Raw genomic sequence first — 25,551 nt, forward strand, 5'->3', positions numbered from 1 at the left:
GTTGAGCCAATCGAAGGGTTTAATTCTGCGGCTTTGTGACAACTCAAACGAGAATCAGATAAAACCCAATTTTTTCCACAATACATCACATCTTTTGGATAACTTTCTGAAAGTTAACGAATTTGTCCGTTAATCTCACGTGTTTCCGTGTACTCCTTAACAGAACTTTACCCTTGTCTGTTACCCTGTCACTACGTCTTCAGTAAGTAAAAACACCTATCTAACAACCCCTTATTTAAGCGACAAAACGCGGTATAAATCAGGCAGGCATTTCTGTTTTATGACCACTACGTACTGCCCACTTATCAAGCGCTTTGTGCACGAAAATTACCCAACTTGTTTAGGCAGCTTTTCTACTGATGCGTATAAAATTTTCGTTTGGTAACCCACCGTACTTAACTTTCATACACCATAAAAAAAGTGCCGGGCTATAAACCCGGCACTTCGTGAACAGTATGGCCTGACCCTGTTATGCCAACCGGTTGATGCAGTTTAGATCTTCGAAAGCAATTTTCAGGCGTTGCACCATGCTTTCTTCGCCTTTACGCAACCACACGCGTGGATCGTAGTATTTTTTATTCGGCGAATCAGCACCTTCGGGGTTACCCAGTTGTGATTGCAGATACCCTTCTTTTGCTTTGTAGTATTTCAGAATACCTTCCCACATAGCCCACTGCATATCCGTATCGAGATTCATCTTGACAGCACCGTACCGGATGGCCTCCCGGATTTCTTCGCGACTCGATCCCGAACCACCGTGGAAAACGAAGTTTACAGGTAGCGGACCCGTCGCATATTTCTCCTGAATATACTTCTGTGAGTTGTCCAGAATGATTGGCGACAGCTTTACGTTGCCCGGCTTATATACGCCGTGAACATTTCCAAACGCAGCGGCAATGGTGAAGTTTGGCGAAATCTTGCTCAGTTCTTCGTAGGCATAAGCCACTTCCGAAGGCTGGGTATAAAGCTTGGAATCATCAACGTCGGTGTTGTCGACGCCATCTTCTTCGCCACCCGTTACGCCCAGCTCAATTTCAAGCGTCATGCCGATCTTAGCCATTCGCTCAAAATATTTAGAGCAGATTTCGATATTCTCTTCGATCGGCTCTTCCGATAAATCGAGCATGTGCGACGAATACAGCGGTTTACCGGTTTGGTCAAAATGTTTTTCGCCAGCGTCCAGCAAGCCATCGATCCAGGGCAGGAGTTTCTTGGCGCAGTGGTCCGTATGCAGAATCACCGGAACCCCGTATAATTCAGCTACGTGATGAACATGCAGGGCGCCCGAAATAGAGCCAGCAATGGCGGCCTGCTGTTTGTCGTTCGGCAGACTTTTGCCCGCATAGAAAATACCGCCACCGTTCGAGAACTGGATGATAACCGGCGAGTTAACAGCTTTAGCCGTTTCTAAAACGGCATTAACAGAGTCCGTTCCGACGACGTTGACGGCGGGCAGGGCGTAGTCATTTTCGTTGGCGTGACGGAAAAGTTCGGTAACGCCTTCGCCGGTTACAACGCCGGAGGCAAAACGGGTGGCTATTTCGCTCATGATTAGGGATTATTTTTGGATTCGTTCAATAAATAGTTTACCGAAAATGCGACCGGCTAACCTAGTTGATTTCAAAGCGGTAAAGTTGGGGATATTATGGAAATTTTGCTACTGTTACGTAAAGCTCACCCCTCAGAAAACACATCTTGTTGATCAGCCATTCGTTTTCCCAACTGCTTTTTTTGTGTCAACGTAGCAGAACACGTTCAGCCAACTTATTTATTCTGTACTTTCGGAGGGTTGTAAAACCGTTTTTTTTGACATTTTTGAGAAATAAACCAAACCCTTTACGCCTTGAAAACTATCTTCTTCTGCCCCATGTGGGGTATGGAAACCCTGTCTTATGCCGAGGCAGCCAAACGAGTTAAACAAGCGGATTATGACGGCATGGAAATAGCCGCTGGCGCTGATAAACGCAAGGAAGCCGCTCAGCTTATGCGCGACAACGGCCTCGAACTAATTTTGATGGCCTTTGGCGGTGGGGCCAATTTTGCCGAACATAAGAAAAAATACCACGATGACCTGCTCGATATTGCTTCGTATAAACCGCTGTTTATCAACGCGCACACAGGCCATGATTATTTTACGTTCGAACAAAATGCCGAATTGATTCAGCTCGCGCTTGATGTCCAGAAACAGACGGGCGTACGTATACTGCACGAGACCCATCGGGGCCGTTTTTCTTACAGCGCTCCAGCCATTCAGTATTACTTGCTCAAGATTCCCGAATTACGTCTGACCGCCGATTATTCGCACTGGGTTAACGTAGCAGAATCGTATCTGGCCGATCAAATCGGTAATGTTAACCGGGCTATTGCCGTTAGTGATCACATTCATTGTCGTGTTGGTCACCCGGAAGGTCCGCAGGTAAATGACCCGCGCGCACCCGAATGGAAAGACGCTCTCGAAACCCATGCCAAGTGGTGGGACGCCATCCGTGCCCGATTACAGAAAGCGAATGCCTCCACACTTACCGTCACCTGTGAGTTCGGTCCGGCAGGTTATCTGCCTACACTTCCCTTTACCCAGCAGCCCGTCGCCAGTCAATGGGATGTTAACGTATTTATGAAGGATTATCTAAAAAAACGGTGGCAGGTCTAACCCATCCCGACACATAATTATTCTAGTAGTATTTGTGCTTTTTAACGCATAAATTGGTTCTATATCCAACAGCCCTTTTATGCGTCGTCTCTACTGTTTACTCTGGCTACTGCTTTTATGCGTTACGCTACGTCCGGCCTGGGCGCAGTTAGCGCATTCTATGCGGCTGGAAATTCCATCGAACCCGAATGAGGCTGAGTCATTCGAGGTAACACCGTTAACGGAACGGGGTGTGCTGGTGACCATTCGAACTGGCAGTTCTTATGACAATACGCCTATCCGCTATGATTTTCAGCGATACGATGTAAATCTTAAGCAGATCTGGAAAACCGAGTTTAAGCAGGATATTAAATTCAAATCCGTTCTAACCTACGATACCGATCAATATGCGTATCACCTCTTTCGCGAATACGATACCGGGACATTTCAGTTCCTTCGGGTTCACCTTGACGACGGCACCATCGAGACGTTTGAGGGAAGCTTGGTTGACCAGTTCGATGTTCGTCATTTTAAAGTAATGGGTAGCCAGGCTTACGTTGGTGGATATCGACACACTCGGCCGGTGGTGATGTCGTTTTCCTTTTTCGACCGTTCGGCAAAAGTGCTGCCTGGCTTGTACGTAAACCGGATGGAACTCAATAGTCTGGAGATCGATGAAGCCCGCCATGAAGTAAATGTGCTTATTCACTCGGTAAAGCGTCATTGCAAATTTTCGATACGGACGTACAATTATGAGAATAAGCTGCTCCGTACGCTGGATTTCGACGGCGCCGAAAACAGCCTGATTTCAGGAAAGCTACTGCCCATCAATGAGTCCGAATCACTGCTGGTTGGTAATTATTCAACCGATTGTACACCTTATTCACAGGGTATTTACGTAACGCGCATTCATCACGGGGATTCGAATAACGCTTCCGATACAACGGCTAATTCCATTCAATACATTGAATTTTCGCAGCTTCAGAATTTCTTTAATTACCTAAAACCCAATCGACAGCAGAAGTTGCTGGCTCGGGCCCAGAAGAAGAAAGAAGAAGGCAAGGATTACCGGTTTCACTATCGATTGCTCGTCCACGATCTGCAACCGACGCCCGATGGCCTTACACTCGTAGCGGAAGTGTATTATCCTCAGTATCGGGGCAATACATTAGCTTACGGTGGCAACATGCGTGGGAGTGATCGCTATGAGGGGTACCGCTATACGCACGCGTTTATTTGCGGTTTCAACAAACAGGGGCAGTTACTCTGGGACAATTGTTTCCCGATTAAAGAGCTGTTGAGCAAGGATTTAACCGAGATGGTTCAAGTTTCGCAACAGGGCGACCGCATGGTACTGGCTTATCCAAACGATGGTGAAATAACTACCGAAGTAATTCAGGGTAATAAGATCCTGAAAGAGCGGGAGAAATTTAAGCTCAAAACCAACACCGAAAATGAGAAGGTAACCTTTTCGAATAAGGATAATCTGATGGCCTGGTATGGCCGTCATTTTCTGGCGTTCGGTTTTCAGAAAATTGCGCTTACAAGAAACTATACGAATCAGCGCGAGGTATTTTACCTGAATAAACTCACCTACAGCGACGAGACGCCCGATACTAAATCCACCAGCGCTACGACCCGAAAAAGCGACGGATCAAAACAATAATCAGATTCAGAAGAATACTCACAACAATGCAGGTAACGATCGGAAAATAGAATCCACCACCGTCTTTCCCTTCGATACGTATATCACCCGGTAATCTGCCTAACCAACTTAGCTTATCACTGAAGAAATAGACGATCAGGCCGATCAGCACCAGCGCAGCTCCGATGAGCATAATATATTTACCTGCCGTTGAATTCATAGATCGAGATCGTTGTTATATCAACGTAGCAGCCACTGGCAGTGCTACATATCTAAAATAAATACAATATAGAGAAGTCCATACTTGCTTTTTTAGCAGTTTCTTCTTAATTTTGCACCAGATTTTACAAGCGACATCCGTCGCGTCTCTGTTTCTCTCCTTTTTACACGCTGAGTTAGGTCTGACAGAGCCAGGTACGGATGTACAGGATGGGTTTTCTGTGTGGACGCTCCCGGGTGGAGCACTTGCGCGTGGGCTAATCGTCAATCGGTCGTATTGATCATTCCGCTGAGTCGGTACATCAATCGTTGTCTTTTCCCCCTATTTGATGAGGGCAGGGGGTGTGGGTCCTAGTTGGGTCGTTGGGCAGCTTCGTTCGTTGGGCAATTCTCGCAATATCGCGCCGTTCACCGGCACACACTCGTCTTCGCTTGGATGATTGGTTTATTTAATCATTTCCAAGTTAATGAAAACGAAAACAACTAAAGCCGTTGATCAAAACGATCTTCTGGACATTGAAAAAGTAGCATCAGAAATGGCCGCCAGTGCGGTTGCACCCGCTACGACTGAGGCTAAACCCGCGAAGGTTTCTAAAAAGAAGGCCACTCCTACCGATGAATCGACTATCGATGCGTCCGTTAATGACTCCTCTATTGACACAGTTGTTGAAGGAATTGCCGACAAGGTTATTATCGTAGCCGATGAAACCGTCGCAGCGAATACCGACACTACAACGCCTGTTGCCGACAATACACCCGCAACAGAGACGGAACCAAAGGCTGATCCGAATCAGCTTTTATTCTCTAGCTTAGATATCTCACCGGAACTTCTTCAGGCTGTAACCGACATGGGTTTTATTAGCCCATCGCCCATTCAGGCCGAAGCCATTCCACCAATTCTGGCAGGTCGCGACGTCATCGGTCAGGCACAGACAGGTACGGGTAAAACCGCTGCCTTTGGCATTCCAGCGCTTGAATTGATTGATATTCAGGATCGTTCAGTACAAACGCTGATCCTGTGCCCAACGCGTGAGCTGGCCTTGCAGGTAGCTGAAGAAATCAAGAAACTGGCAAAACATAAGCGAGGGGTTCGGATCGAAGCTATTTACGGTGGTGATTCCATCGAACGGCAGATTCGGTCGCTCAAGAGCGGTGTGCATATCGTCATTGGTACGCCAGGTCGCGTTATGGACCATATGGAACGTAACACGCTCAAGCTCGACAAAATCAAGATGATGATTCTTGACGAAGCCGATGAAATGCTGGATATGGGTTTCCGGGAAGATATTGAAAGTATCCTGGAAGACATGCCCGAAGAGCGGCAAACGATTCTGTTCTCGGCTACGATGTCGAAGCCGATCATGCAGATCACACAGAAATTCTTACAAGATCCAGTGCTGGTGAAAGTTGTCAAGAGAGAATTGACTAACACCAACATCGAGCAGGTCTATTTTGAAGTAAAGCCAAAAGCGAAAGTGGAAGTAATGTGTCGTTTGATCGACATGTACGATCTGAAGTTGCTGCTGGTATTCTGTAATACGAAGCGCAAAGTCGACGAGATCGTTGAAGATCTGCAAATCCGCGGCTATCAGGCCGAAGGCTTGCACGGTGATCTTCGTCAGGCGCAACGGAACAACGTAATGAGCAAGTTCCGCTCGGGAACAACCAGCATTCTGGTGGCTACCGACGTAGCGGCTCGGGGTATTGACGTCGATGACGTCGATGCTGTTATTAACTTCGACATTCCGCTAGACGAAGAATATTACGTACACCGGATCGGCCGAACGGGTCGGGCTGGTAAGTCGGGCCGGGCCTTCTCGATGGTCGGTCGTGACGAGAAATACCGTTTCCGCGAAATCCAGTCGTATACGAAAGTACGGGTTGAGAAAGGAGTTATTCCATCCTTTGAAGACATCGTTGGCGTTCGGAAAGCTCGTTTTATTGAGCAACTGCAACAGACAATTCAGGAAAGCAAAGACCTGAACCTATACGACGATTTACTAACCCAACTGCATCACACAGGCTTTACGACCGAACAGATCGTAGCGGCTCTGGTGAAACGTAGTATGGGCCTTGAGAAGAACGAATTTGCTGACCAAAATCTTGGTCTGGAAGACGACCGTCGTCGTGAGGATCGTGGACGCACTAATGACCGGGGTCGTGGTGAAGGAGCTGGTCGTTTCGAAGATCGTCGGGGTGGAGGTCGCTTCAACGAACGTGACGACCGGGGTTCCCGTTTTGGCCGTAACGACGGACCAGATCGCGATCGGAATGAACGGGGTGGATCACGTTTCGGCAATCGCGAAGACCGTCCTCGCTTCGAACGTAACGACGGTGATGCGGCATTCCGACCGGCCCGGGATGATCGCGGAGCAGAGCGCAAGCCTTACTTCGACCGCGACGATAAACGGGTTCCGCGTGAGCGTGAAGCCAACATGACTCGCCTGATGGTGAGCATTGGCCGCAAGGACTTCGTCCGCCCAGGTGATATCGTAGGCGCCATTGCCGGAGAGGCTAACATTCCGGGTGGCAGCATCGGTAGCATCGACATTTTCGACAAGTTCACGTATGTGGACGTACCGAAAGACGTAGCAAACCGCGTTGTTGACGCTATGGAAGGGAACACCATCAAAGGTCGTCGGGTGAATATTGAAATTGCTCGGTAATACTTGATTTTGCAATACAACAAAAACGCCGGGCGGTTTCGACTTCCCGGCGTTTTTATTTTGGGTCATCAATTATTGCAGCCAGCCTACTCAATCCGTATTTTATCTTCTCATCACTTCCGGCATTTTGTTGATAGAAAATAAACGTTTATTTTTTCAGGTATGCTTAGCCAACGAACGTTTTTTTCATACGTAGTGATAGTCCACTTAGTAGGTGCTATTGTATGTATACTACTGGGACTCAATAGCTGTAGCAGTGATTATCCAGCTTTAGATAACACCCAACCTACTCCTCCCCCGTCATCAACACCGGCAAAGCCCGACACCACAGGAAAAAATTGTCCTTGCCCAACGCCAGGCTCCTCAACAACGGTGACACCTGTTTCGTCTACAACAGCTGCACCCGTACAGCCCAGCCAGTCCGATACATTGACCGTACCACCACCTAATTTTTCACCGAATGGCGGTATCTTTTACATGAGTACCGAGGTAAAGCTTACTGCCGATTCATTACCCCCTCAGGCTGTTATCGAATACTCTACGAATGACGGAGAAACATGGCAAACAGGCACTCAGATGGTCTTATCAACCGGCGGAACAATTCTTAGCCGTATTCGCGCTGGAACGAAGCTATCGCACACTCGATCGGCCTCATTCGCCCTGTATTTCAAGCGTATGCTTATTATCGGGAACAGTATTATGTACCATCCTCCTTCTGAACAGCTCGGCTGGTTCAACTCCAATGGAATGGCCGCATCAGCCCCAGAAAGAGATTTTGTTCACTTATTGACAGCGCGTCTGAAAACGCTTTATCCGGCTCTGGAAACCAGCTTGCAATTATATCCAGGGCTAAACTTCGAAGGAAAGTTCGGAACACCAGGTTATACTTTGGATGAATTCAATCAGCCTCTTACTGATTTCAAACCCGATTTGATCATCGTTCGGATTGGTGAAAATATTGACGACACGCAGGCAGCAAGCCGGAACTTAGAGAGTAATTTCCGTCAGTTACTGGATCGATTAGCCAGCTACAATCAGCCCGTTCGAATTGTCTGTACAACCAGCGTATGGTACAAACCCAACTTCGACGCGATTGTCCGAAAAGTAACAGCCGAAAAAGGTCATACTCTTGTTGATTTAAGCAGTATCCTTGGGCAGGCTCAGTGTTTCGCCAGTCAATACCAAAATCCTGGTGTAGCAGCCCATCCAAATGATCTGGGCATGTTTTACATTGCTGACAAGATCTGGCAAAAAATCCAGTAACGCTCGACAGTACGTATTGACTCAGCGAGTTTGCCCAAAAGCCGGTAGGTTTCGACTTACCGGCTTTTGGTTTATGCGGTTTTAGCTAGAAATTTTTGCCGATGCAACATCTTGCTTGAGTGCGCGTCTTTGCGGAGCGAATAGCAGAGAACATGGGGTTCGAGGCCTAGAGTAAATCGTTGCTTTCACCCTATGCCCCGAACCCCATGCCCTTTACCCAAACCCTTCCCCCATGCTACGTAATTACATCAAAATCGCTTGGAGAAACCTCTGGAAAAACAAGACATTTTCCTTCATTAACATTCTGGGGCTAGCGCTTGGCATGGCCTGCAGCTTACTTATTATGATCTGGGTTCAGGACGAACTCCACATGGATCGTTATCATAAAAACGACAGTCGGCTCTACCGGGTTATGGAAAATCAACACTACGTTGGTGTGATCAATACGTATGCGTCGACACCTGGCATCCTCGCCGAGAATATCGTTAAAGACATTCCCGAAATTCAGATGGCCAGCCAGGCGCTCTGGGAGGAGTCCATCTTGTTTACGGTAGGTAATATCTTCGAAAAGGAGAAAGGTCGCTCCGCGCAGGGGGATTTCCTGACAATGTTCTCCTTCCCACTTAAGGAAGGCAATCCGAAAACGGCACTCAAGCGTCCGGATGGGTTAGTTATTTCCCAAAAGCTGGCCGACAAGTATTTTAAAGGGCAGAACCCAATGGGAAAAACCGTTCGGATTGACAACAAGGACGACGTCATGGTAACGGGTATTTTAGCGGATATTCCGGAAACTTCGTCACTGAAATTTGATTTCCTGCTGAGTTACGAACGGTGGCAGAAAACAAATACGTGGTCTAAAGACTGGGAAAATAATGGCCCACGATGCTACGTATTATTAGCGCCTAACACGTCGGTCGATAAGGTAAATGCCAAAATCAAAAATTACATCAAAACGAAAAACAAGGACAGCAACGTCGAGCTGTTTTTGCAGAACTACGGCGAGTCGTATCTCTATTCAAAATGGGAGGGAGGAAAGCAGACCGGGGGACGTATCGAGTATGTAAAAATCTTTTCCATTGTTGCCATTTTCATTCTGGCCATTGCCTGTATCAATTTTATGAATCTGGCTACGGCCCGTTCCGTCAAGCGGGCAAAAGAAGTGGGCGTTCGGAAAGTAGTCGGCGCTTTCAGGTATAGTCTGGTGAGCCAGTTCCTGGGTGAATCGATCCTGATTACGCTGTTATCGCTGGTGTTTTCGATTCTGATTGTGCTGTTGATCTTACCGGTATTCAACGGACTTACGGAAAAACAGCTGACGCTCAATTTTGCAAATCCTGCGTTTCTTTTATTGATGATCGGCTTAGCGATGCTGACAGGCCTTATTTCGGGGAGCTACCCAGCGCTGTTTATGTCGTCACTGAATCCGGTTGTCATTCTGAAAGGTGGGTTGAAGTTTAAGTCGAGTGCTACGTATTTTCGTAAGGGTTTGGTCATACTTCAATTTGGCCTGTCGATTATGCTGATTCTGGGTACTATCGTTGTGTACCGCCAGATTCAATTCATACAGAACAAAAACCTTGGCTATAACCGTGAAGACCTGCTTTATATGCCGCTGGAAGGCGATTTACAGAAGAATTTCCAGACCTTCCGGCAGGAGTTGGAGAAACAGCCGGGCATCAAAGCCGTAACCTGTTCGCAGTCGGACCCGCTGGCGGTAGGTAGTTCAACGCAGGGGGTTCGATGGCCTGGTAAAGACACTACGCAGCTGATACTCTTCAGCCAGAATGCGGTCTCATTTGATTACGTCAGGACAATGGGCATCAAACTCCTTGACGGACGCGATTTTTCGACGGATTACAGCACCGACACGAGTAATTACCTGATCAACGAAGCGTCGGCCCGGAAAATAGGCTATAAAAATCCGGTAGGTAAAGAACTGACGATGTGGGGTAAGAAGGGAAAAATCATCGGCCTGATGAAAGACTTTCACTTTAATTCGCTCCACACCGCCATTGAACCACTCATTCTGCGCCTGGAACGGGGTGCTAACGACACGACGAATTATTGGGGAAACGTTTTAGTACGTACACAGGCCGGTCAGACCAAACAAGCGCTGGCAAGTATGGAAGCAAGCTTTAAGAAGTTCAATCCGCGTTTTCCGTTCAACTATTTCTTCACGGATCAGGAGTTTGCGAATCTGTATAAGGCTGAGAATACGGTCAGTAAGCTGTCGAGCTATTTTGCCTTTCTGGCTATTTTCATATCCTGCCTGGGTCTGTTCGGTTTAGCAGCTTTCACCGCCGAGCAACGGACGAAAGAGATCGGCGTACGGAAAGTACTGGGAGCCAGCGTGGCGAATCTGGTGGGCATGTTGTCGAAAGAATTTATTCAGCTGGTTTTGTTTGCGGCCCTTCTTGCGTTCCCGCTGGGCTGGTATTTCCTGAGCGGCTGGCTCGAGAAATACGCCTATCGAATCAATCTTGAGTGGTGGTACTTCGCTGCGACCATTGTTCTGGCCGTATTGATTGCGGTTCTCACCGTCAGCTTCCAGAGCATCAAAACGGCCTTGGTGAATCCGGTCAAATCACTACGTTCGGAATAGATCGCACCGGGCATGGGGGTAAGGGCAAAGGGTAAAGCGATCCATTGCCCTTACCCCCATGCCCGGCGCTATTTTATTTCTTTATTTTTGTGCAGCCTCTAGAGAACAATTCCTCAACTAATGCACAGAGAACACATCGCGTGGGTCGACTTATTGCGTATAATCGCTTGCTTCCTGGTTATCGTATCCCACTCCTGCGATCCGTTTGTTGGTCAGTTTGATAATAACCGGCATGAATTTCTGACCGGAGCCTTTACTGGCAGTTTTGTACGTCCCTGTGTGCCTCTGTTCGTGATGATCTCGGGCGTATTGCTGTTGCCGGTTCAGATGGACATGGCCACATTTTATACCCGACGAGCCAAGAGACTGATCATACCCTTTATCTTCTGGTCGATGGTGCTACCGATCCTCTACTTTCTCTACGTTAATTCCGGGGTAAAGATTATCAGCCCCAATATCATTGCCGCAGACCATACGCTAGAGAAGACGCTCCAAAAACTGTACACGTTCCTTTTCAATTTCAACTACGACACCACTGCCTTATGGTATGTGTATATGCTGATTGGCCTCTACCTGTTTATGCCGATTATCAGTGCCTGGCTTAAACAGGCTTCGAGACGTGATATTCAATGGTTTCTGGGTATTTGGATCGTTAGCATGTGCCTCCCTTATCTGAGAATGCTGGCTCCGCTTCTAGGGTATACAGGTAACTACGGCAATACGGGTCTACTAGGTGTGTGCGACTGGAATCCGTACGGTACGTTCTATTATTTTTCCGGCTTTCTGGGCTACCTGGTTTTAGCTTATTATCTGGTTCACTATCCGCTTAACTGGAGTTGGAGCCGCACGTTGTCGGTGACTATACTCCTGTTTACAATCGGCTACGCCGTTACGTCGGGCGGCTTTATCCTAACTCAGAACTATTTTCCTGGCAGTTACGCCAATCTTGAAATAATCTGGTATTTCTCGGGTATCAACGTCTTCCTGATGACTTTTTCGGTCTTCGTGATTGTACAGAAAATTAGAATTAACCCGTCCCCTTTATTGGCAAAAGTTGCCGCGCTTACGTTCGGTGTGTTTCTCTCTCACTTTTTCTTCGTGCAGGTAGGTTACGACCTGATTTATCCGATTAGTGTATTGCCTGCCTTGGCCGAAATTCTGTTGATTGCCGTATTTTCTTTCAGTATACCCCTGTTCATTATCTGGCTCATGAGCTTAACTAAACTAACCAGAAAAGTGGTCATGTGATCCGTTCAGATGAGGTCATAGTTACCTTTGTTTCCAGAACGATTCCACGTAGTGTCTTCGCGTAGCGTATAACTGGGCAAATGCTGGCTTAACATTTTTTAACAGGCTAGTAATCAACAAAAAGCGTGAACCATTTCCGATTGTCGATACCTTCGCATCTACATCGTAAATCGGTTGTCCCATGCTTCAGAATTACCTCAAAATCGCGATTCGTAACCTGCTTCGGCGACGTTTTTATGCGCTTGTTACGTTACTTGGCCTGACGGTTGGCATGACGTTTTTGCTGCTCATCAGCAACTACATTCAGGGCGAACTCGCTGTTAATAAAACCATCCGAAATGCAGATCAACAGTATCTGGTACATAGCCACTGGAAAGAAGCCACCATGGGCATGGACATCACGACACTGGCTCCTCTTGGCCCGACACTTAAGCAGTTATACCCCAACCTGGTCGCCAATTATTACCGGTTCTACGGCGTAACGGCGATTATCTCGAAAGATCAGAAGCACTTCCGGCAAAGTATTGAAGTAGGTGACTCGACCTTGTTGCCTATGTTTGGTTTCGCTATGGCCTACGGCGACCCCAAAACGGCCCTCCGCGAACCCAATTCCATTGTCATCACTGAAGGCGTTGCTCAGAAGTTTTTCGGCAAAACCGATGTACTTCGGCAACAACTAGCCGTACAAACACCCGCGGGCGGCAAACAGCTATTCACCGTAACGGGTGTGCTGCAGGATCTGGCAAAGAATAGCGTTACGGATCTGGTAGGTGTAAAAGACGAGGTTTTTATTCCGATGCGTAACGTCAGTTACTTCGCGCCGGAAGCCGGGATAAACTCCTGGCAGAATCAGTACATTCCGAACTTCCTGGAACTGCAACCGGGCGTAACGGCCGATCAACTAACCCAACCTATAGCCAAGGTTCTGGCGACGTATGCACCGCCGGGTTTCAAGGAAAATCTCGACGTATCGCTTAGTCCGTTGAAGACGCAGTACCTAAAAGGCAACAATGGTCTGGTTGAAAAGATGGTCCTCACGCTGACCATTATTGCGGTTTTTATTCTGCTAATGGCGGTAGTCAATTTCGTCAACATCACCATCGGCATATCAGCGACGCGCCTGCGGGAAATCGGTGTTCGGAAGGCCTTGGGTGGGTTGAAACGGCAACTTATTGGTCAGTTTCTGGCCGAAGCCCTTCTGCTAACGATCGGTGCTACGTTGCTGGCGCTGGGTTTTCACGAAATCTTCCGGTCGATGTTCGCGGATTTGCTGGAGCGGCCAATCCCGTCATTGATTACGTGGTCGCCGGTTGCTTTTGCAGGCTTGGTTGGTGGGGTATTGCTGGTTGCCCTATTGGCGGGTGGTTATCCAGCTTTTGTGCTGTCCAGTATGCCCTCTATTGAATCACTCAAAGGGCGATTTGGAGCCTCGGTGCAGAAAGGGATCGGCCTACGCCGGGCTCTTATCGTATTCCAGTTTACGGTCGCCATTTTGGTGTTTGTGGGGGCAATGGTGATCAGTCGGCAGGTGGCTTATTTTTTCAGTAAAGACTTAGGGTATCAGAAAGACCAGATCATGACGGTAGCCTCTGTCCCGCGCGATTGGTCGAAGGATGGGGTGCAACGGATGGAAGGCATTCGGAACCAGCTTGCGCGCATTCCTGGTGTGAGCGATGTGAGTTTGTCGTTTGTCGTTCCGGACGGACGAAGCAGCGGCAGCAGCAGGTTGTTCCGACAGGGACGCGACAGTACGGCGGCCACTACTGTTGATGTGCTGATCACCGACGAACACTTTGCGCAAACCTATGGGCTTCACCTACAGGAAGGGCAGTTTTTTCACGCCAACGGTGGCGGTTATGACTCTACAAGAGTTGTGCTAAACGAGTCAGCGGCAAAGGCGCTGGGTTGGCGTGATCCGGCCAAAGCTATGGGCCAGCTTGTGCGGTTGCAGGGCGGTAGCGTCACCTATCGGGTAGATGGCATCGTAAACGATTTTCATTTTGGCCCGCTGCATCAACCTATCAATCCGCTCATCTTCTTCCATGTCCGGGCAAATCCCATTTACCGCTATTTTACGCTCAAACTAGCACCAGGTTCATCCAGCGCTGGTCATCTTCCTGAAACCGTAGAGGCTATTCGCAGAGAATGGGCAAGATTGTTTCCGGATGCACCCTTCGAATATTCATTCATAAACGATACGCTCCAGAAGCTTTACAAAACCGAAAAACAACTGCAAAAGGCATCCCGGCTGGCCACTACACTGGCACTGATCATTGTGTTGTTGGGGGTGTTAGGGCTGGTGTCATTAAACGTAACGCGACGTACCAAAGAAATCGGCATCCGCAAAGTGCTGGGGTCCTCCACAATCAGCATTGTCAATTTATTCATGAAAGAGTTCGTGCTGATCCTACTGATTGCCAATGCGATTGCCTGGCCATTAGCCTATTATTTGTTAAGCGACTGGCTAACGCATTTCGCCTACCGGACCGATTTGTCGTGGTCCCCCTTTGTGCTGGTAGCGTTTATTCTGGCCCTGTTAACGGGATTGGTCGTCAGTACGCAGGCTATTCGAGCGGCTTTAGTGAATCCGGTGAAGAGTTTACGGAGTGAGTAGACGTATTGGCAGGAAACGTTCAGGCAAAAATTTCGCTCAATACCAATTCGATGTTTGTAGCCGAATCAGTGAGTGTCGTTGTATCCGTAAAAAACTGGTATTTACCAATGGCTGAGTATACGGCGATGGCCTGAAGACTAGGCATTACTAACCAGCATGACTGAATACCCGCGTTGAAATATCGCTCGAACTTGGTCAGGATTTCGGCATCGGATTGGGAAGGAGACACAATTTCGATTACAGTCAGCGGCATATCAGTCATAGACGTTACGTCATGCAGGAAGTCAATTTGCAGTTTAGGGTAGATGGCAATATCCGGAACCGTATCCGGCCGTTCGGGCATTGTGATATTGAGTTCAGACAGGATAGTGTGGGTTTTCCGATAGCGATAGTCTAAACTAACAAGCAAATTTTTTTGTATGTAAGCGTGATTTAAGGTGGGCATAGGCTTTCCACGTTCGCGCTCGTAATCAGATACTTTCTCAATGACTGCTTCCATGCGTAACGAGATTTTCTCAGAATGATAATCAAAGATAACAAACTAGAACCAACATGCTTCGTTCATACCTCAAAATTGCCCTCCGAAACCTGCGCTCGCAACGTGGATATTCGCTCCTGAACGTAGTGGGTCTGACCGTAGGCATAGCGGGTGGACTACTCATTTTTCTGTTCATTCGCTATCATTATAGCACCGACCGGCACCATGCCAACTACAACCGGATTTTTCGGGTCGACACCGATTTGTACCTTGACGATGGCTCGATTGAACTTAACCCCGAAGCACCTCTGCCGATGGCGCAGGTCATGCGAACGGAATATCCGCAGGTAGACCAAGCGGCATTCCTGAGGATGATTCGGGAAATGACCCTTAGTGTAAAACGAGCGGGTAGAGCCGAACCCCTTCGGTTTCGGGAGCATAACCATATGGGATTTGTTGAGCCGGACTGGTTCGATATACTGAGTTATACGTGGTTGCAGGGCGATCCCAAAACGGCACTTCAACAACCGAATCGGGTTGTTCTGACCCAGGCGTACGCGCAAAAATACTTTGGCGAAACGAACCCGCTGGAACAGACCATAACGCTCGACAATCGAACCAATGTAACGGTTGCGGGTGTACTCGCCGATCCGCCAACGACGGCCGATACGGATCTGGGAATCTTTATCTCGCTGGCAACCCTGAAGCAACACGACCCGACGTATGACCAAACGGACTGGGGACTCCTGAACAGTACGAACCGGATTTACCTTACGCTACGTGATCCGGATACCGCTACCAGCCTCGACCGAGCATTTCCGGCTTTGGCGAAACGTCAGTACGGACCAGATGCTAAATTTTTCCGGTTTCACCTGCAACCCATGCGCGAGTTCCACTTCGATGTAGCACGAGGTGGCGGTTCCATTCGTGCCTCATTGTTGTGGTCGCTGGGTGTTATTGGCTCGTTGCTGATTCTGGCAGCCTGTATCAATTTCATCAACCTGGCCACAGCGCAGGCACTTCGGCGTGGGAAAGAAGTAGGGGTTCGCAAAACGCTGGGGAGTTCGCGGGGGCAGTTGGTGATCCAGTTTCTTCTCGAAACGAGCCTTATCGTATTGACGGCAACCGGCCTGGCTTTGCTGCTGGTTGCCGCTACGTTGCCGTTGGTCAATCAGTGGTTGTCAGTGAATTTGTCGTTGCCGATAAACGGGCAGACGTTCGGGTTTGTGGTATTGCTGATCAGCGTTGTGATTGGCCTGGCGGGCGGCTATCCGGCTGCGGTTTTGTCGGGATTTAATCCGTGGGCGGCTCTGAAAGGTACACTAACGTTACGTTCTGCTGGGAATTTTCCGATCCGTCAAACCCTGATTGTCGTGCAGTTTATGGTTTGTCAGGTGCTGATTATTGGGGCGCTGGTCGTTGCGAATCAAATCCGTTACATGCAGCAGGCGGACCTGGGTTTTCGGAAAGACAACGTAGTGATGGTGACTATACCCGATAAGAAGCCCGCCACGCAGGAAGCTTTTCGACAGCAGTTATCCGCGTATCCGGCTATTCAATCGGTTAGTTTCGAACATCGTCCCCCGGCGAGCGAATTGAATTACGGCGGCTCCTTCAAATTTAACGGCAAACCCGATTGGGAGCGATTTCCGATTCGGGAGCGACTGGCCGACGCAAATTACCTGAAAACGTACGGTCTACAGCTCATTGCCGGACGTAACATCGTACCCAGCGACACCATTCGGGAGTATCTGATCAACGAAACCACGCTGCGTCAGCTCGGTTTCCGCGATCCGCAGCAAGTGCTGGGTAAAACAATGCAGTACTATCTCTCGCCGGTTCCGCTCCCCATTGTTGGCGTGATCAGCGATTTTCATCAGAAATCATTCCGCGACCCTATCGGCCCCTGTTTTATCGCCAGCTACGCGCCTATGTATGCACAGGCAGGCATTCGCATCACGAGCCAAAATCAGGAGCAGACGGTACAGCGCATTCGGGAAACATGGCAGGGGTTATATCCTAATGAGGTTTTTGAATACGAGTTTCAGAATGATCAGATCGCCAGACAGTATGAGACCGAAGCGCTCACAGCCCGGCTGATCAACGTATTCACCGGAATCGCCGTGCTTATTTGCGGTCTGGGGCTGTACGGCCTAGTTTCGTTTGTGGTCGTGCAACGCACCAAAGAGATTGGTATTCGAAAAGTGCTGGGTGCGTCGGTCGCCAGCATCGTTACGTTGCTTTCAAAAGATTTCGTGAAACTGGTGCTACTGGCTATCCTGATCGCTAGTCCGGTGGCGTGGTATGCCATGAATCAGTGGCTCAATGACTTTGCGTATAAGATCACGATAGCCTGGTGGGTGTTCGCCCTGGCCGGTTTGCTGGCCGTCGGTATCGCCTTGCTGACTGTAAGTTTCCAGAGTGTGAAAGCAGCTTTGGTCAATCCGATCAAATCACTACGTTCAGAATAATAGAGAATCGCAGGATATTAGGTCACGTCGGCGAACCAGCTTCTACAGACTCCTGTCCGCAACTGTACGTCCGGCGTCCGTTTGCGGACATTCACCTTCTAAAAACTAAATTTTATTATTGATAATCAGACAGTTAATTTTCTGGTATAGCATTTGGGCAGATTTGTATGGCGCCAAACTCTGTACATGTTATGCTACGTAACTATTTGCTTATCGCGTTTCGCAATCTTCGAAAATATAAGGCGTTCAGTTTCATCAATATTACGGGCGTGGCCGCTGGTCTGGCGTGTTTCCTGCTCATTGCTCTCTACGTGAAAGATGAACTGAGCTACGATCGCTATAATACAAACGCAGACCGCACTTACCGCGTTACCCGAACCTTTCTGTCATCGGAAGGAAGCGCTTCGTTAAAGCTGGCGCAGTTGGCACCGCCGTTTGGACCGTTGATCAAGCAGGATTTCCCGGAAGCTGAACAGGTTGTCCGAACCATTGATAACGGCGGATTGATAAAGTACGGCGAACATTCCTTCAACGAGGACGATATATACTTTGCCGAAGCCAATCTATTCAAGGTATTTGATTTTGACCTCGTCAGCGGCAACCCGGATCAGGCGCTGGCCAATCCGTTTTCCATTATGTTTTCCCGGCCGATGGCGGAGAAATACTTTGGCCACGAAAACCCAGTTGGCAAGACGGTGCGGCTTAATAACCAGTTCGATATGACGGTAACGGGCGTCTATGAGCCGCTGCCCGCTCAGGCGCATTTTCACCCCAAGTTTCTGGCCTCATTCTCGACGTTTAACGACCCCCGCGTATACGGGGCGGAAGCGTTACGAAAAAACTGGAGTAACAACGCCTTCAATACGTATGTGTTACTACCACCCAATGTCGATCCCAAACGTATTGAAGCGGCATTCCCGGCTTTTCAGAACAAGAATATTCCACCGGAAGAAGGGCGGAATCCGTCAAAATGGTCGGTGTTGAATCTGCAACCCCTGACGAGTATTCACTTACGGTCGCACACCGATTCAGAGGTAGAGCCAACGGGCGACATCAGTTATATCTATTTATTCTCGGCCATTGGTTTATTCATTCTATTGATCGCCTGCATCAATTACATGAATCTGGCAACAGCCCGTTCGGCGGGGCGGGCCAAAGAGGTTGGGATGCGCAAGGTTGTAGGGGCTTTGCGCACCCAGCTCATTGGTCAGTTTTTGAGCGAATCCATTTTATTGGTAACTCTGTCTTTGGGCATCGCCATTCTGCTGGTTATGCTCTGTCTACCCGCGCTCAATCAGTTCACGCAGAAACAACTGGTTTTCAGCCAACTTCTCGATCCTGTTTTTCTTATTATTCTGGTTAGCATTACGTTGCTGACGGGCCTGGTAGCGGGCAGTTATCCAGCTTTTTTCCTGACGTCGTTCCGGCCACTTGGCGTACTGAAAGGCCAGATTGCCTCAACCATGCGTACCGGTAAACTTCGACAGGTACTGGTTATCACCCAATTCGCGATAGCGATTGCCCTGATGATCAGCACAGCTGTAGTGTATAACCAGATGAAGTACATTCAGGATTACCGGCTGGGGTATGCGAAAGACCAGGTTTTACTGATGCCCGATTTTAGCGATTCGACCCGGAATTTCGAAACACTCAAAGAACAATTCATTCAAACCGGTGCGGTGCGCGGTCTGGGTCGTTCATCACGAATTCCGTCCATGCGGTTGCTCGACTCCTGGGATGCCTCGGCGGCAAAAGGCGATAGTATGGCTCCGGTCAAAATCAATCTGCGGGGCCTGCGCGTTGACTACGATTTCATTCCGGCCTATCAGATTGGAATGGCTGCCGGACGCAATTTTTCCCGATCCTACTCCACTGATACGTCGATGATCGTCCTGAATGAAACGGCTGTGCGTCAGTTAGGCTGGACACCCGAACAAGCCATTGGCAAAGCTTTCCGATACGGTCAGGTGAAAGGCCAGGTTATTGGTGTTACGAAAGATTTTCACTTCGAATCCTTACACCAGGAGATGGCCGCACTGGCGATGGTTATGTCGACAGAAAACTTCCGATGGCTATCCATTCCGCTGAAAGGCGATGTACCGACGGCAATTCAGCGCGTTGAAACGGTCTGGAAGCGATTCTTCCCGGAGCATCCGTTCGATTATCAGTTTCTGGATAGTCGTTTTGACCGGCTCTACGCTCGTGAACAAACGCAACAAACCCTGTTCAGCATTTTTGCGGGCATCGCCATTCTGATTTCGTGTCTGGGTCTGTTTGGCTTGTCGATGTTTATGGCCGAGCAACGTACCAAGGAAATTGGCATCCGCAAAGTACTTGGCGCGTCGGAGATAAGTTTAGTGACGCTATTCTCCAAAGACTTTATGAAGTTGGTGATTGTGGCGCTGATTATTGCCTCGCCCATTGCCTGGTATGCCATGCACACCTGGCTGAACGATTTCGCCTACCGGACGAGCATCCATTGGTGGGTGTTTCTGCTGGCCGGTGGCCTAACGGTATTGATTGCGCTGTTAACGGTCAGTTTCCAGAGCGTGAAAGCCGCGTTGATGAATCCGGTAAAATCATTAAAAACGGAGTAAAGGGAGGAGAGGGACAAAGGGGAGGATGGTAAATCCCACTTGTCCCTTTCGTCCCGCTCCTCCTTTTACTCCCCCCTGTCCTATGCTGCTAAACTATCTTAAAATCGCCTGGCGGAATTTGATTAAAAATCGGTCGTATGCGCTGATCAACATAACGGGGCTTGCGCTCGGCATCGGCAGCGCCATGCTGATTTTTGCGTTGGTCCGCTACCATTACAACATTGATCGGCACCATCAGAAATACGACCGCATTTACCGAATAACCACAAAATTCCTCTCACCCGCGGGAGAATTCCATACGCCCGGCGTACCCTACGTCTTTGGGAAATCACTACGTAACGATCATCCGGAGATTGAAAACCTGGCGATGATTGATCAGGAAGAGGAGCCGACCGTAGTGGTTCCGATGGCAAAAAGTCCCGACAAAAAATTCAAGGAAACGGACGGAATAGGCGCCTTTGTTGAGCCGACGTATTTCCGCATCTTCGATTACGACTGGCTTGAGGGTGGCCCGGCCGATTTAAAACAACCGAATACGGTTGTCCTCAGTGCCAAAAGCGCCCAAAAATACTTTGGTACGACCGCAAACGTGATCGGCAAAACCGTCAAACTGGATGGCCGTCTGAATCTGCGCATTGTCGGCATTTTTGCTGACTACAAAGACAATACCGATTTCCCGTATTCGATCATGCCGTCGTGGGCCAGTCTGAAGGAATACCGGGGAAGCGATGACGATGGATTCGATAATACGAATAGCAGCACCCAGTGCTACGTAACGCTGAATGACCGGTTTACTCAGGCCGATTGGGACCGGCAGATGACGACTTTCATCAAAAAATATAAGCCCAACGGTGTTAAAGACACTCGGTTTCCAATGCAACCCCTGAGTGCCATTCACTTCTCAACGGATCATGGCGGAGTTAGTGAAGGGCTTATATTATCGCTGCTGATCATCGGTATTTTTCTGATCGTTACGGCCAGCATCAACTTCGTCAATCTGGCAACCGCCCAGGCGCTCACCCGATCACGGGAAGTAGGTGTACGGAAAGTGATGGGCAGCACACGTCCGCAGTTGTTCTGGCAGTTCATGGGCGAAACCGCGCTGATTACCCTTGTGGCAACGGCCATTGCCATTGGGCTTTTTCAGGCCGGACAGACCCTCATTCAGCAGAATTTATCGGGCGCGTTTAAGTTTACCTTCTATTTCTCTCCATCCGTTATTGGCTGGCTGGCTCTATTGATTGTTGGCGTCATTGCTCTGTCCGGGGTTTATCCGGCCCTGGTGCTGGCGGGTTTTCGGCCGGTTATGGCGCTGGCGGGAAAAATAACCTCGCAACAAGTGGGCGGCTTTTCGGTACGTCGGGGCTTAGTGATCATGCAATTCGCGATCTCGCAAATGCTGATCATCGGCATGATCGTCGTCACTAGTCAATTGACGTTTGTGCAGAATAAAGATCTAGGATTCCGAAAAAACGCCATCCTAACCGTTCAATTACCCAATGTACCCGTTCAGGACGTACCAAAGCTGAGTACGTTCCGCAACCTGGCTACCAGCATTCCCGACGTCGAGAAGTTCAGCTATTCCATGAGCGGTGCGCCCCAGTCCGGCTGGACGAGTTCAACCGGACTGAAATATGACAATCGACCGAAAAATGAAGATTTTAGTATTCAGCGAAAATACATCGACGTCAATTACCTCGATGTATACGGTATCAAGGTTGTGGCTGGCCGAAATCTGTACCCGTCCGATACGTCCCGCGAAACGCTGGTCAACGAAACATTCGTCCGCAAAATCGGACTGAGCAATCCGGCTCAGGTGTTAGGCAAGCCTCTATTCGTCGATGGAAAGAACTTGGAGATTATAGGCGTTGTCAAAGACTTCAATCAGGAAGCACTCAAAACAGCGATCAGCCCCCTCTTTATGACAACGAGGGCGAACCGCTATTACGCGGCTAATCTACAGCTTCATTCTGGCAATTTTCAGCGGGCAATCAGCCAGTTAGAGACGTTCTACAACCAGGTTTATCCGGATAGCTATTTCACGCATCAGTTTGTCGACGTCCAGATCGAACGCAACTATCGTCAGGAGCAGACGATGTCGAAACTGGTCAACTTCTTTGCCGGTATTGCTGTGCTGATCGGTTGCCTGGGTCTGTATGGCCTGGTCTTGTTTATGGCCACGCAAAAGACCAAAGAAATTGGCGTTCGCAAAGTGCTGGGCGCCAGTATCGGCAGTATTTTGTGGCTCTTCGGGAAAGAGTTCGCTCAGCTGATTGTGGTCGCTTTTGTCGTGGCAGCTCCCGTAGCCTGGTGGATTATGACCAAATGGTTACAGGGATTCGAATACAAAATCGACTTCGGCCCCGGCATTTTCGCGATTGCGATTCTGGCAACCGTACTCGTAGCGGCTATAACGGTGAGTTTCCAGAGTGTGAAAGCCGCTCTGATGAATCCAGTCAAATCACTTAGATCGGAGTAAGGAGGAGCGGGACGAAAGGGACGAGTGGGATTTTCCATTCTCCCTTTCGTCCCGCTCCTCCCTTTCTTCCTTTACTTCTTATAACCATGCTAACCAACTATCTCAAAATCGCCGTTCGTAATCTGCTACGTAGCAAGTCGTTCTCGGCGATCAACATCTTCGGGCTGTCGGTTGGGATGACCTGCTGCATGTTGCTCTTGCTGTACATACGTAGCGAATTGTCGTTCGACAAACATCAGCAACACGCCAGTGACCTGTATGTGATGGCGCAGGAAACCATTATTGGGAAAGCCAACAAAGATGCGGGGAGCGAGATGCAGGCCAGCGCATCGGCTCCGTATGCGTTTGCGCTGAAATCCGAATTTCCGGAAATTGAACAGGTCGCTCGATTATGGGTCAATCTGATCGACGATAAATCAATGCTACAGATTCGGGAGGGTGGCAAAGCCGTTAAATCGTTCTATGAAACGAAAGGCTACCAGGTCGATTCGACATTTTTTGAGTTGTTATCCTATCAGTTTACGGAGGGCAACCCACGCACTGCACTAGCCGATCAGCATTCAGTGGTTCTGTCGGAGGAAATTGCCCACAAACTGTTTGGTACTGCCTCTGCGCTTAATAAACTGATTCGCATTGGCGGTACAGCGGGTAATGGCGAAGACTTCAAGGTAACGGGTATTTACCGGGATGAAAGTGCCCGTTCACACATCGATGCTAAATTCTTTCTCCCCATCTCGGCGGGCTGGATCGGCGGTTTTCTCCGCACCGCTAAACTGGATTTCTGCTGCAACAATATGTTCGTTACGTACCTGAAGTTACGTCCCGGTACCAATCCGGCTCAGTTGCAACAGAAATTCCCGGCGTTCATGGATAAATACGCCAGTAATGATTTAAAGAATGTGGGCTTCGACAAAAAGCTGTTTCTCGTTTCGGTACCGGATCTGCATCTTTCCGATCAGCTGAAAAACGTCGTTACGCCAACCACCAGCACTACGTACCTGTACATTCTGGCCTCTATCGCCCTATTTACCCTGTTGATTGCCTGCATCAATTTCATGAATCTCTCCACCGCCCGTTCCGTCAAACGAGCGGCTGAAGTGGGGGTCCGGAAAGTAATGGGGGCCGAGCGTAGTTCGTTGATCGGGCAATTTCTGGGCGAGTCGATGGTTTTATCACTGCTGGCGCTTTTTATCGCTCTCGGGTTAGTTATGCTGCTCATGCCGGTGTTCAACCAACTGACAGCAAAATCCTTGCAGGTATCGGAGCTGCTTGAACCGGGCATTATGCTGGCGTTTGTTGGTCTGGCTTTGCTGACGGGTTTGCTGGCAGGCAGCTACCCCGCTTTCTATCTGTCGCTGTTCAATCCGGCGCAGGTGCTGAAGGGAAAATTTGCCAATACGTTATCGGCGGTGGCGCTACGTCGCGGATTGGTCGTGTTTCAGTTTGTGATTTCGGTTGGACTGGTCCTCGCTACGTTCGTGATTCAGGAACAAATGCGTTTTTTACGGAATACGTCGCTTGGCTTTACGCAGGATCAGCAAATTGCCATTCCGTTGAGTAGTAAGGAAGACAATGCTTCATACGCTACCTATCGAACCGAAATTCTGCGAAACAATCAGGTATTAGGAGCTTCGGGAACCCAATATTATCCCGGCATCAACAACGCCAGCGATTTTCTGCTGTATCGTCCGGAGCGGGGTGTCATGACGGCTCAACAGGTTAAAACGAACTGGGTCGATTATGATTTCATGCAAAATATGGGATTTAAACTGCTCACTGGGCGGCTGTTTTCCCGGCAGTTTCCGGGCGATACGACGAACCGGATTGTGGTCAATGAAGCGACGTTACGAGCGTTTCAGATTCCACTGGCAAAAGCCGTTGGCCAAAAGCTGAATTTCGACTGGCAGGGCGAAACCCATCCGTATGAAATTGTGGGTGTACTGAAAGACTTTCACTTCGAAAATCTGCATCAGACCATTGAACCATACAGTTTCCTATTGAGTGGCCGCCCCAATTTCAATTACATCGTTGCGCATGTCAACACGGCCAACATGGAAAACGTACTGGGCTTTCTGGAGCAAAAATGGAAGGTACTCCATCCCGACGAACCATTTTCCTACACGTTCCTGAACGAAGATTTCCAGAAGAATTACGTAGCAGAGGCCCGCACCTCGCGGATTGTGAGCTATTTCACGGCTATTTCTATCCTGATTTCGTGCCTGGGGCTGTTTGGGCTGGCAGCTTTTGCCGCCCAGCAACGGACCAAAGAGATTGGCGTCCGGAAAGTGCTCGGTGCGTCGACCACGAACATCGTCCTGCTGCTTTCCAAGGATTTCCTGACGCTGGTCGTCGTTGCGATTCTGATTGCCTCACCGATTGGCTGGTGGGTCATGAACAAATGGTTGCAGAACTTTGCCTACAAAATTGACATCCCGTGGTGGATCTTCGTCGTAGCCGGAGCGCTGGCACTATCGATTGCCTTCATCACCGTCAGTTTCCAGAGCATCAAAGCTGCCCTGATGAATCCGGTCAAATCACTCAAAACGGAGTAAAGGGAGGGGTGGGAAGAAAGGGACCAAAGGGAAATAGATGACGTAAAATCCCTTTCGTCCTTTTACTCCCCCTCTACTCCATTCTAAA

At 49.0% G+C, this 25,551-nt stretch carries 14 protein-coding genes; 11 read left to right on the forward strand and 3 right to left on the reverse strand.

Going from position 1 to position 25,551, the window contains the following annotated elements:
• Positions 1–469: 469 nt before the first annotated feature.
• The gene (gene fbaA / locus IC230_RS01555) at positions 470–1,549 is read right to left on the reverse strand and encodes a class II fructose-bisphosphate aldolase (RefSeq protein ID WP_191037202.1); all 1,080 of its coding nucleotides are present in this window, start codon (positions 1,547–1,549) and stop codon (positions 470–472) included.
• Between the two features lie 294 nt (positions 1,550–1,843).
• Here fbaA and IC230_RS01560 point away from each other — a divergent pair, with 294 nt between their 5' ends.
• Together IC230_RS01560 and IC230_RS01565 are read left to right on the forward strand one after the other, a co-directional pair.
• Positions 1,844–2,650 (forward strand): sugar phosphate isomerase/epimerase family protein, encoded by an 807-nt coding sequence (locus IC230_RS01560; protein ID WP_223860171.1) that lies wholly within the window; start codon positions 1,844–1,846, stop codon positions 2,648–2,650.
• Between the two features lie 79 nt (positions 2,651–2,729).
• Positions 2,730–4,295 (forward strand): hypothetical protein, encoded by a 1,566-nt coding sequence (locus IC230_RS01565; protein ID WP_191037203.1) that lies wholly within the window; start codon positions 2,730–2,732, stop codon positions 4,293–4,295.
• Here IC230_RS01565 and IC230_RS01570 read toward each other — a convergent pair.
• The gene (locus tag IC230_RS01570; RefSeq protein WP_191037204.1) at positions 4,261–4,494 is read right to left on the reverse strand and encodes a DUF2905 domain-containing protein; all 234 of its coding nucleotides are present in this window, start codon (positions 4,492–4,494) and stop codon (positions 4,261–4,263) included. The two genes, IC230_RS01565 and IC230_RS01570, sit on opposite strands and share 35 nt — an antisense overlap.
• Before the next feature lie 466 nt (positions 4,495–4,960).
• On the opposite strand from IC230_RS01570, the gene IC230_RS01575 reads away from it, so the two are divergent.
• The 5 genes from IC230_RS01575 (at position 4,961) to IC230_RS01595 (ending at position 14,886) form a co-directional block, all read left to right on the forward strand.
• A complete protein-coding gene (locus IC230_RS01575; RefSeq protein ID WP_191037205.1) occupies positions 4,961–7,159 on the forward strand; it encodes a DEAD/DEAH box helicase in 2,199 nt (732 codons plus the stop codon).
• 372 nt (positions 7,160–7,531) lie between these two features.
• Positions 7,532–8,422: a GDSL-type esterase/lipase family protein gene (locus IC230_RS01580; protein ID WP_317171742.1), complete on the forward strand. Its 891-nt coding sequence runs from the start codon at positions 7,532–7,534 to the stop codon at positions 8,420–8,422.
• 232 nt (positions 8,423–8,654) lie between these two features.
• Positions 8,655–11,024, forward strand: coding sequence for an ABC transporter permease (locus tag IC230_RS01585; protein ID WP_191037207.1), 2,370 nt, complete (start codon positions 8,655–8,657; stop codon positions 11,022–11,024).
• 120 nt (positions 11,025–11,144) lie between these two features.
• Positions 11,145–12,272: an acyltransferase gene (locus IC230_RS01590; protein ID WP_191037208.1), complete on the forward strand. Its 1,128-nt coding sequence runs from the start codon at positions 11,145–11,147 to the stop codon at positions 12,270–12,272.
• A gap of 181 nt (positions 12,273–12,453) precedes the next feature.
• Positions 12,454–14,886 (forward strand): ABC transporter permease, encoded by a 2,433-nt coding sequence (locus IC230_RS01595; RefSeq protein ID WP_191037209.1) that lies wholly within the window; start codon positions 12,454–12,456, stop codon positions 14,884–14,886.
• A 19-nt stretch (positions 14,887–14,905) separates the two neighbouring features.
• On the opposite strand, the gene IC230_RS01600 is transcribed toward IC230_RS01595, so the two are convergent.
• On the reverse strand, positions 14,906–15,385 hold the full coding sequence (locus IC230_RS01600; protein WP_191037210.1) for a Uma2 family endonuclease: 480 nt from the start codon (positions 15,383–15,385) through the stop codon (positions 14,906–14,908).
• Between the two features lie 53 nt (positions 15,386–15,438).
• On the opposite strand from IC230_RS01600, the gene IC230_RS01605 reads away from it, so the two are divergent.
• From IC230_RS01605 to IC230_RS01620, 4 genes are all read left to right on the forward strand, one after another.
• Entirely contained in the window at positions 15,439–17,835 is a 2,397-nt protein-coding gene (locus tag IC230_RS01605) for an ABC transporter permease (RefSeq protein WP_191037211.1), read from the forward strand.
• Positions 17,836–18,026: 191 nt separating this feature from the next.
• Positions 18,027–20,432, forward strand: a complete 2,406-nt coding sequence (locus IC230_RS01610; RefSeq protein ID WP_191037212.1) for an ABC transporter permease — start codon at positions 18,027–18,029, stop codon at positions 20,430–20,432.
• 82 nt (positions 20,433–20,514) lie between these two features.
• Positions 20,515–22,911 carry an ABC transporter permease gene (locus IC230_RS01615; protein ID WP_191037213.1) on the forward strand — a complete coding sequence of 799 codons (2,397 nt, stop codon included), beginning with the start codon at positions 20,515–20,517 and terminating at the stop codon, positions 22,909–22,911.
• Between the two features lie 86 nt (positions 22,912–22,997).
• On the forward strand, positions 22,998–25,463 hold the full coding sequence (locus IC230_RS01620; RefSeq protein ID WP_191037214.1) for an ABC transporter permease: 2,466 nt from the start codon (positions 22,998–23,000) through the stop codon (positions 25,461–25,463).
• Positions 25,464–25,551: the final 88 nt, after the last annotated feature.

Source organism: Spirosoma validum (assembly GCF_014699035.1).
Lineage (GTDB): Bacteria > Bacteroidota > Bacteroidia > Cytophagales > Spirosomataceae > Spirosoma > Spirosoma validum.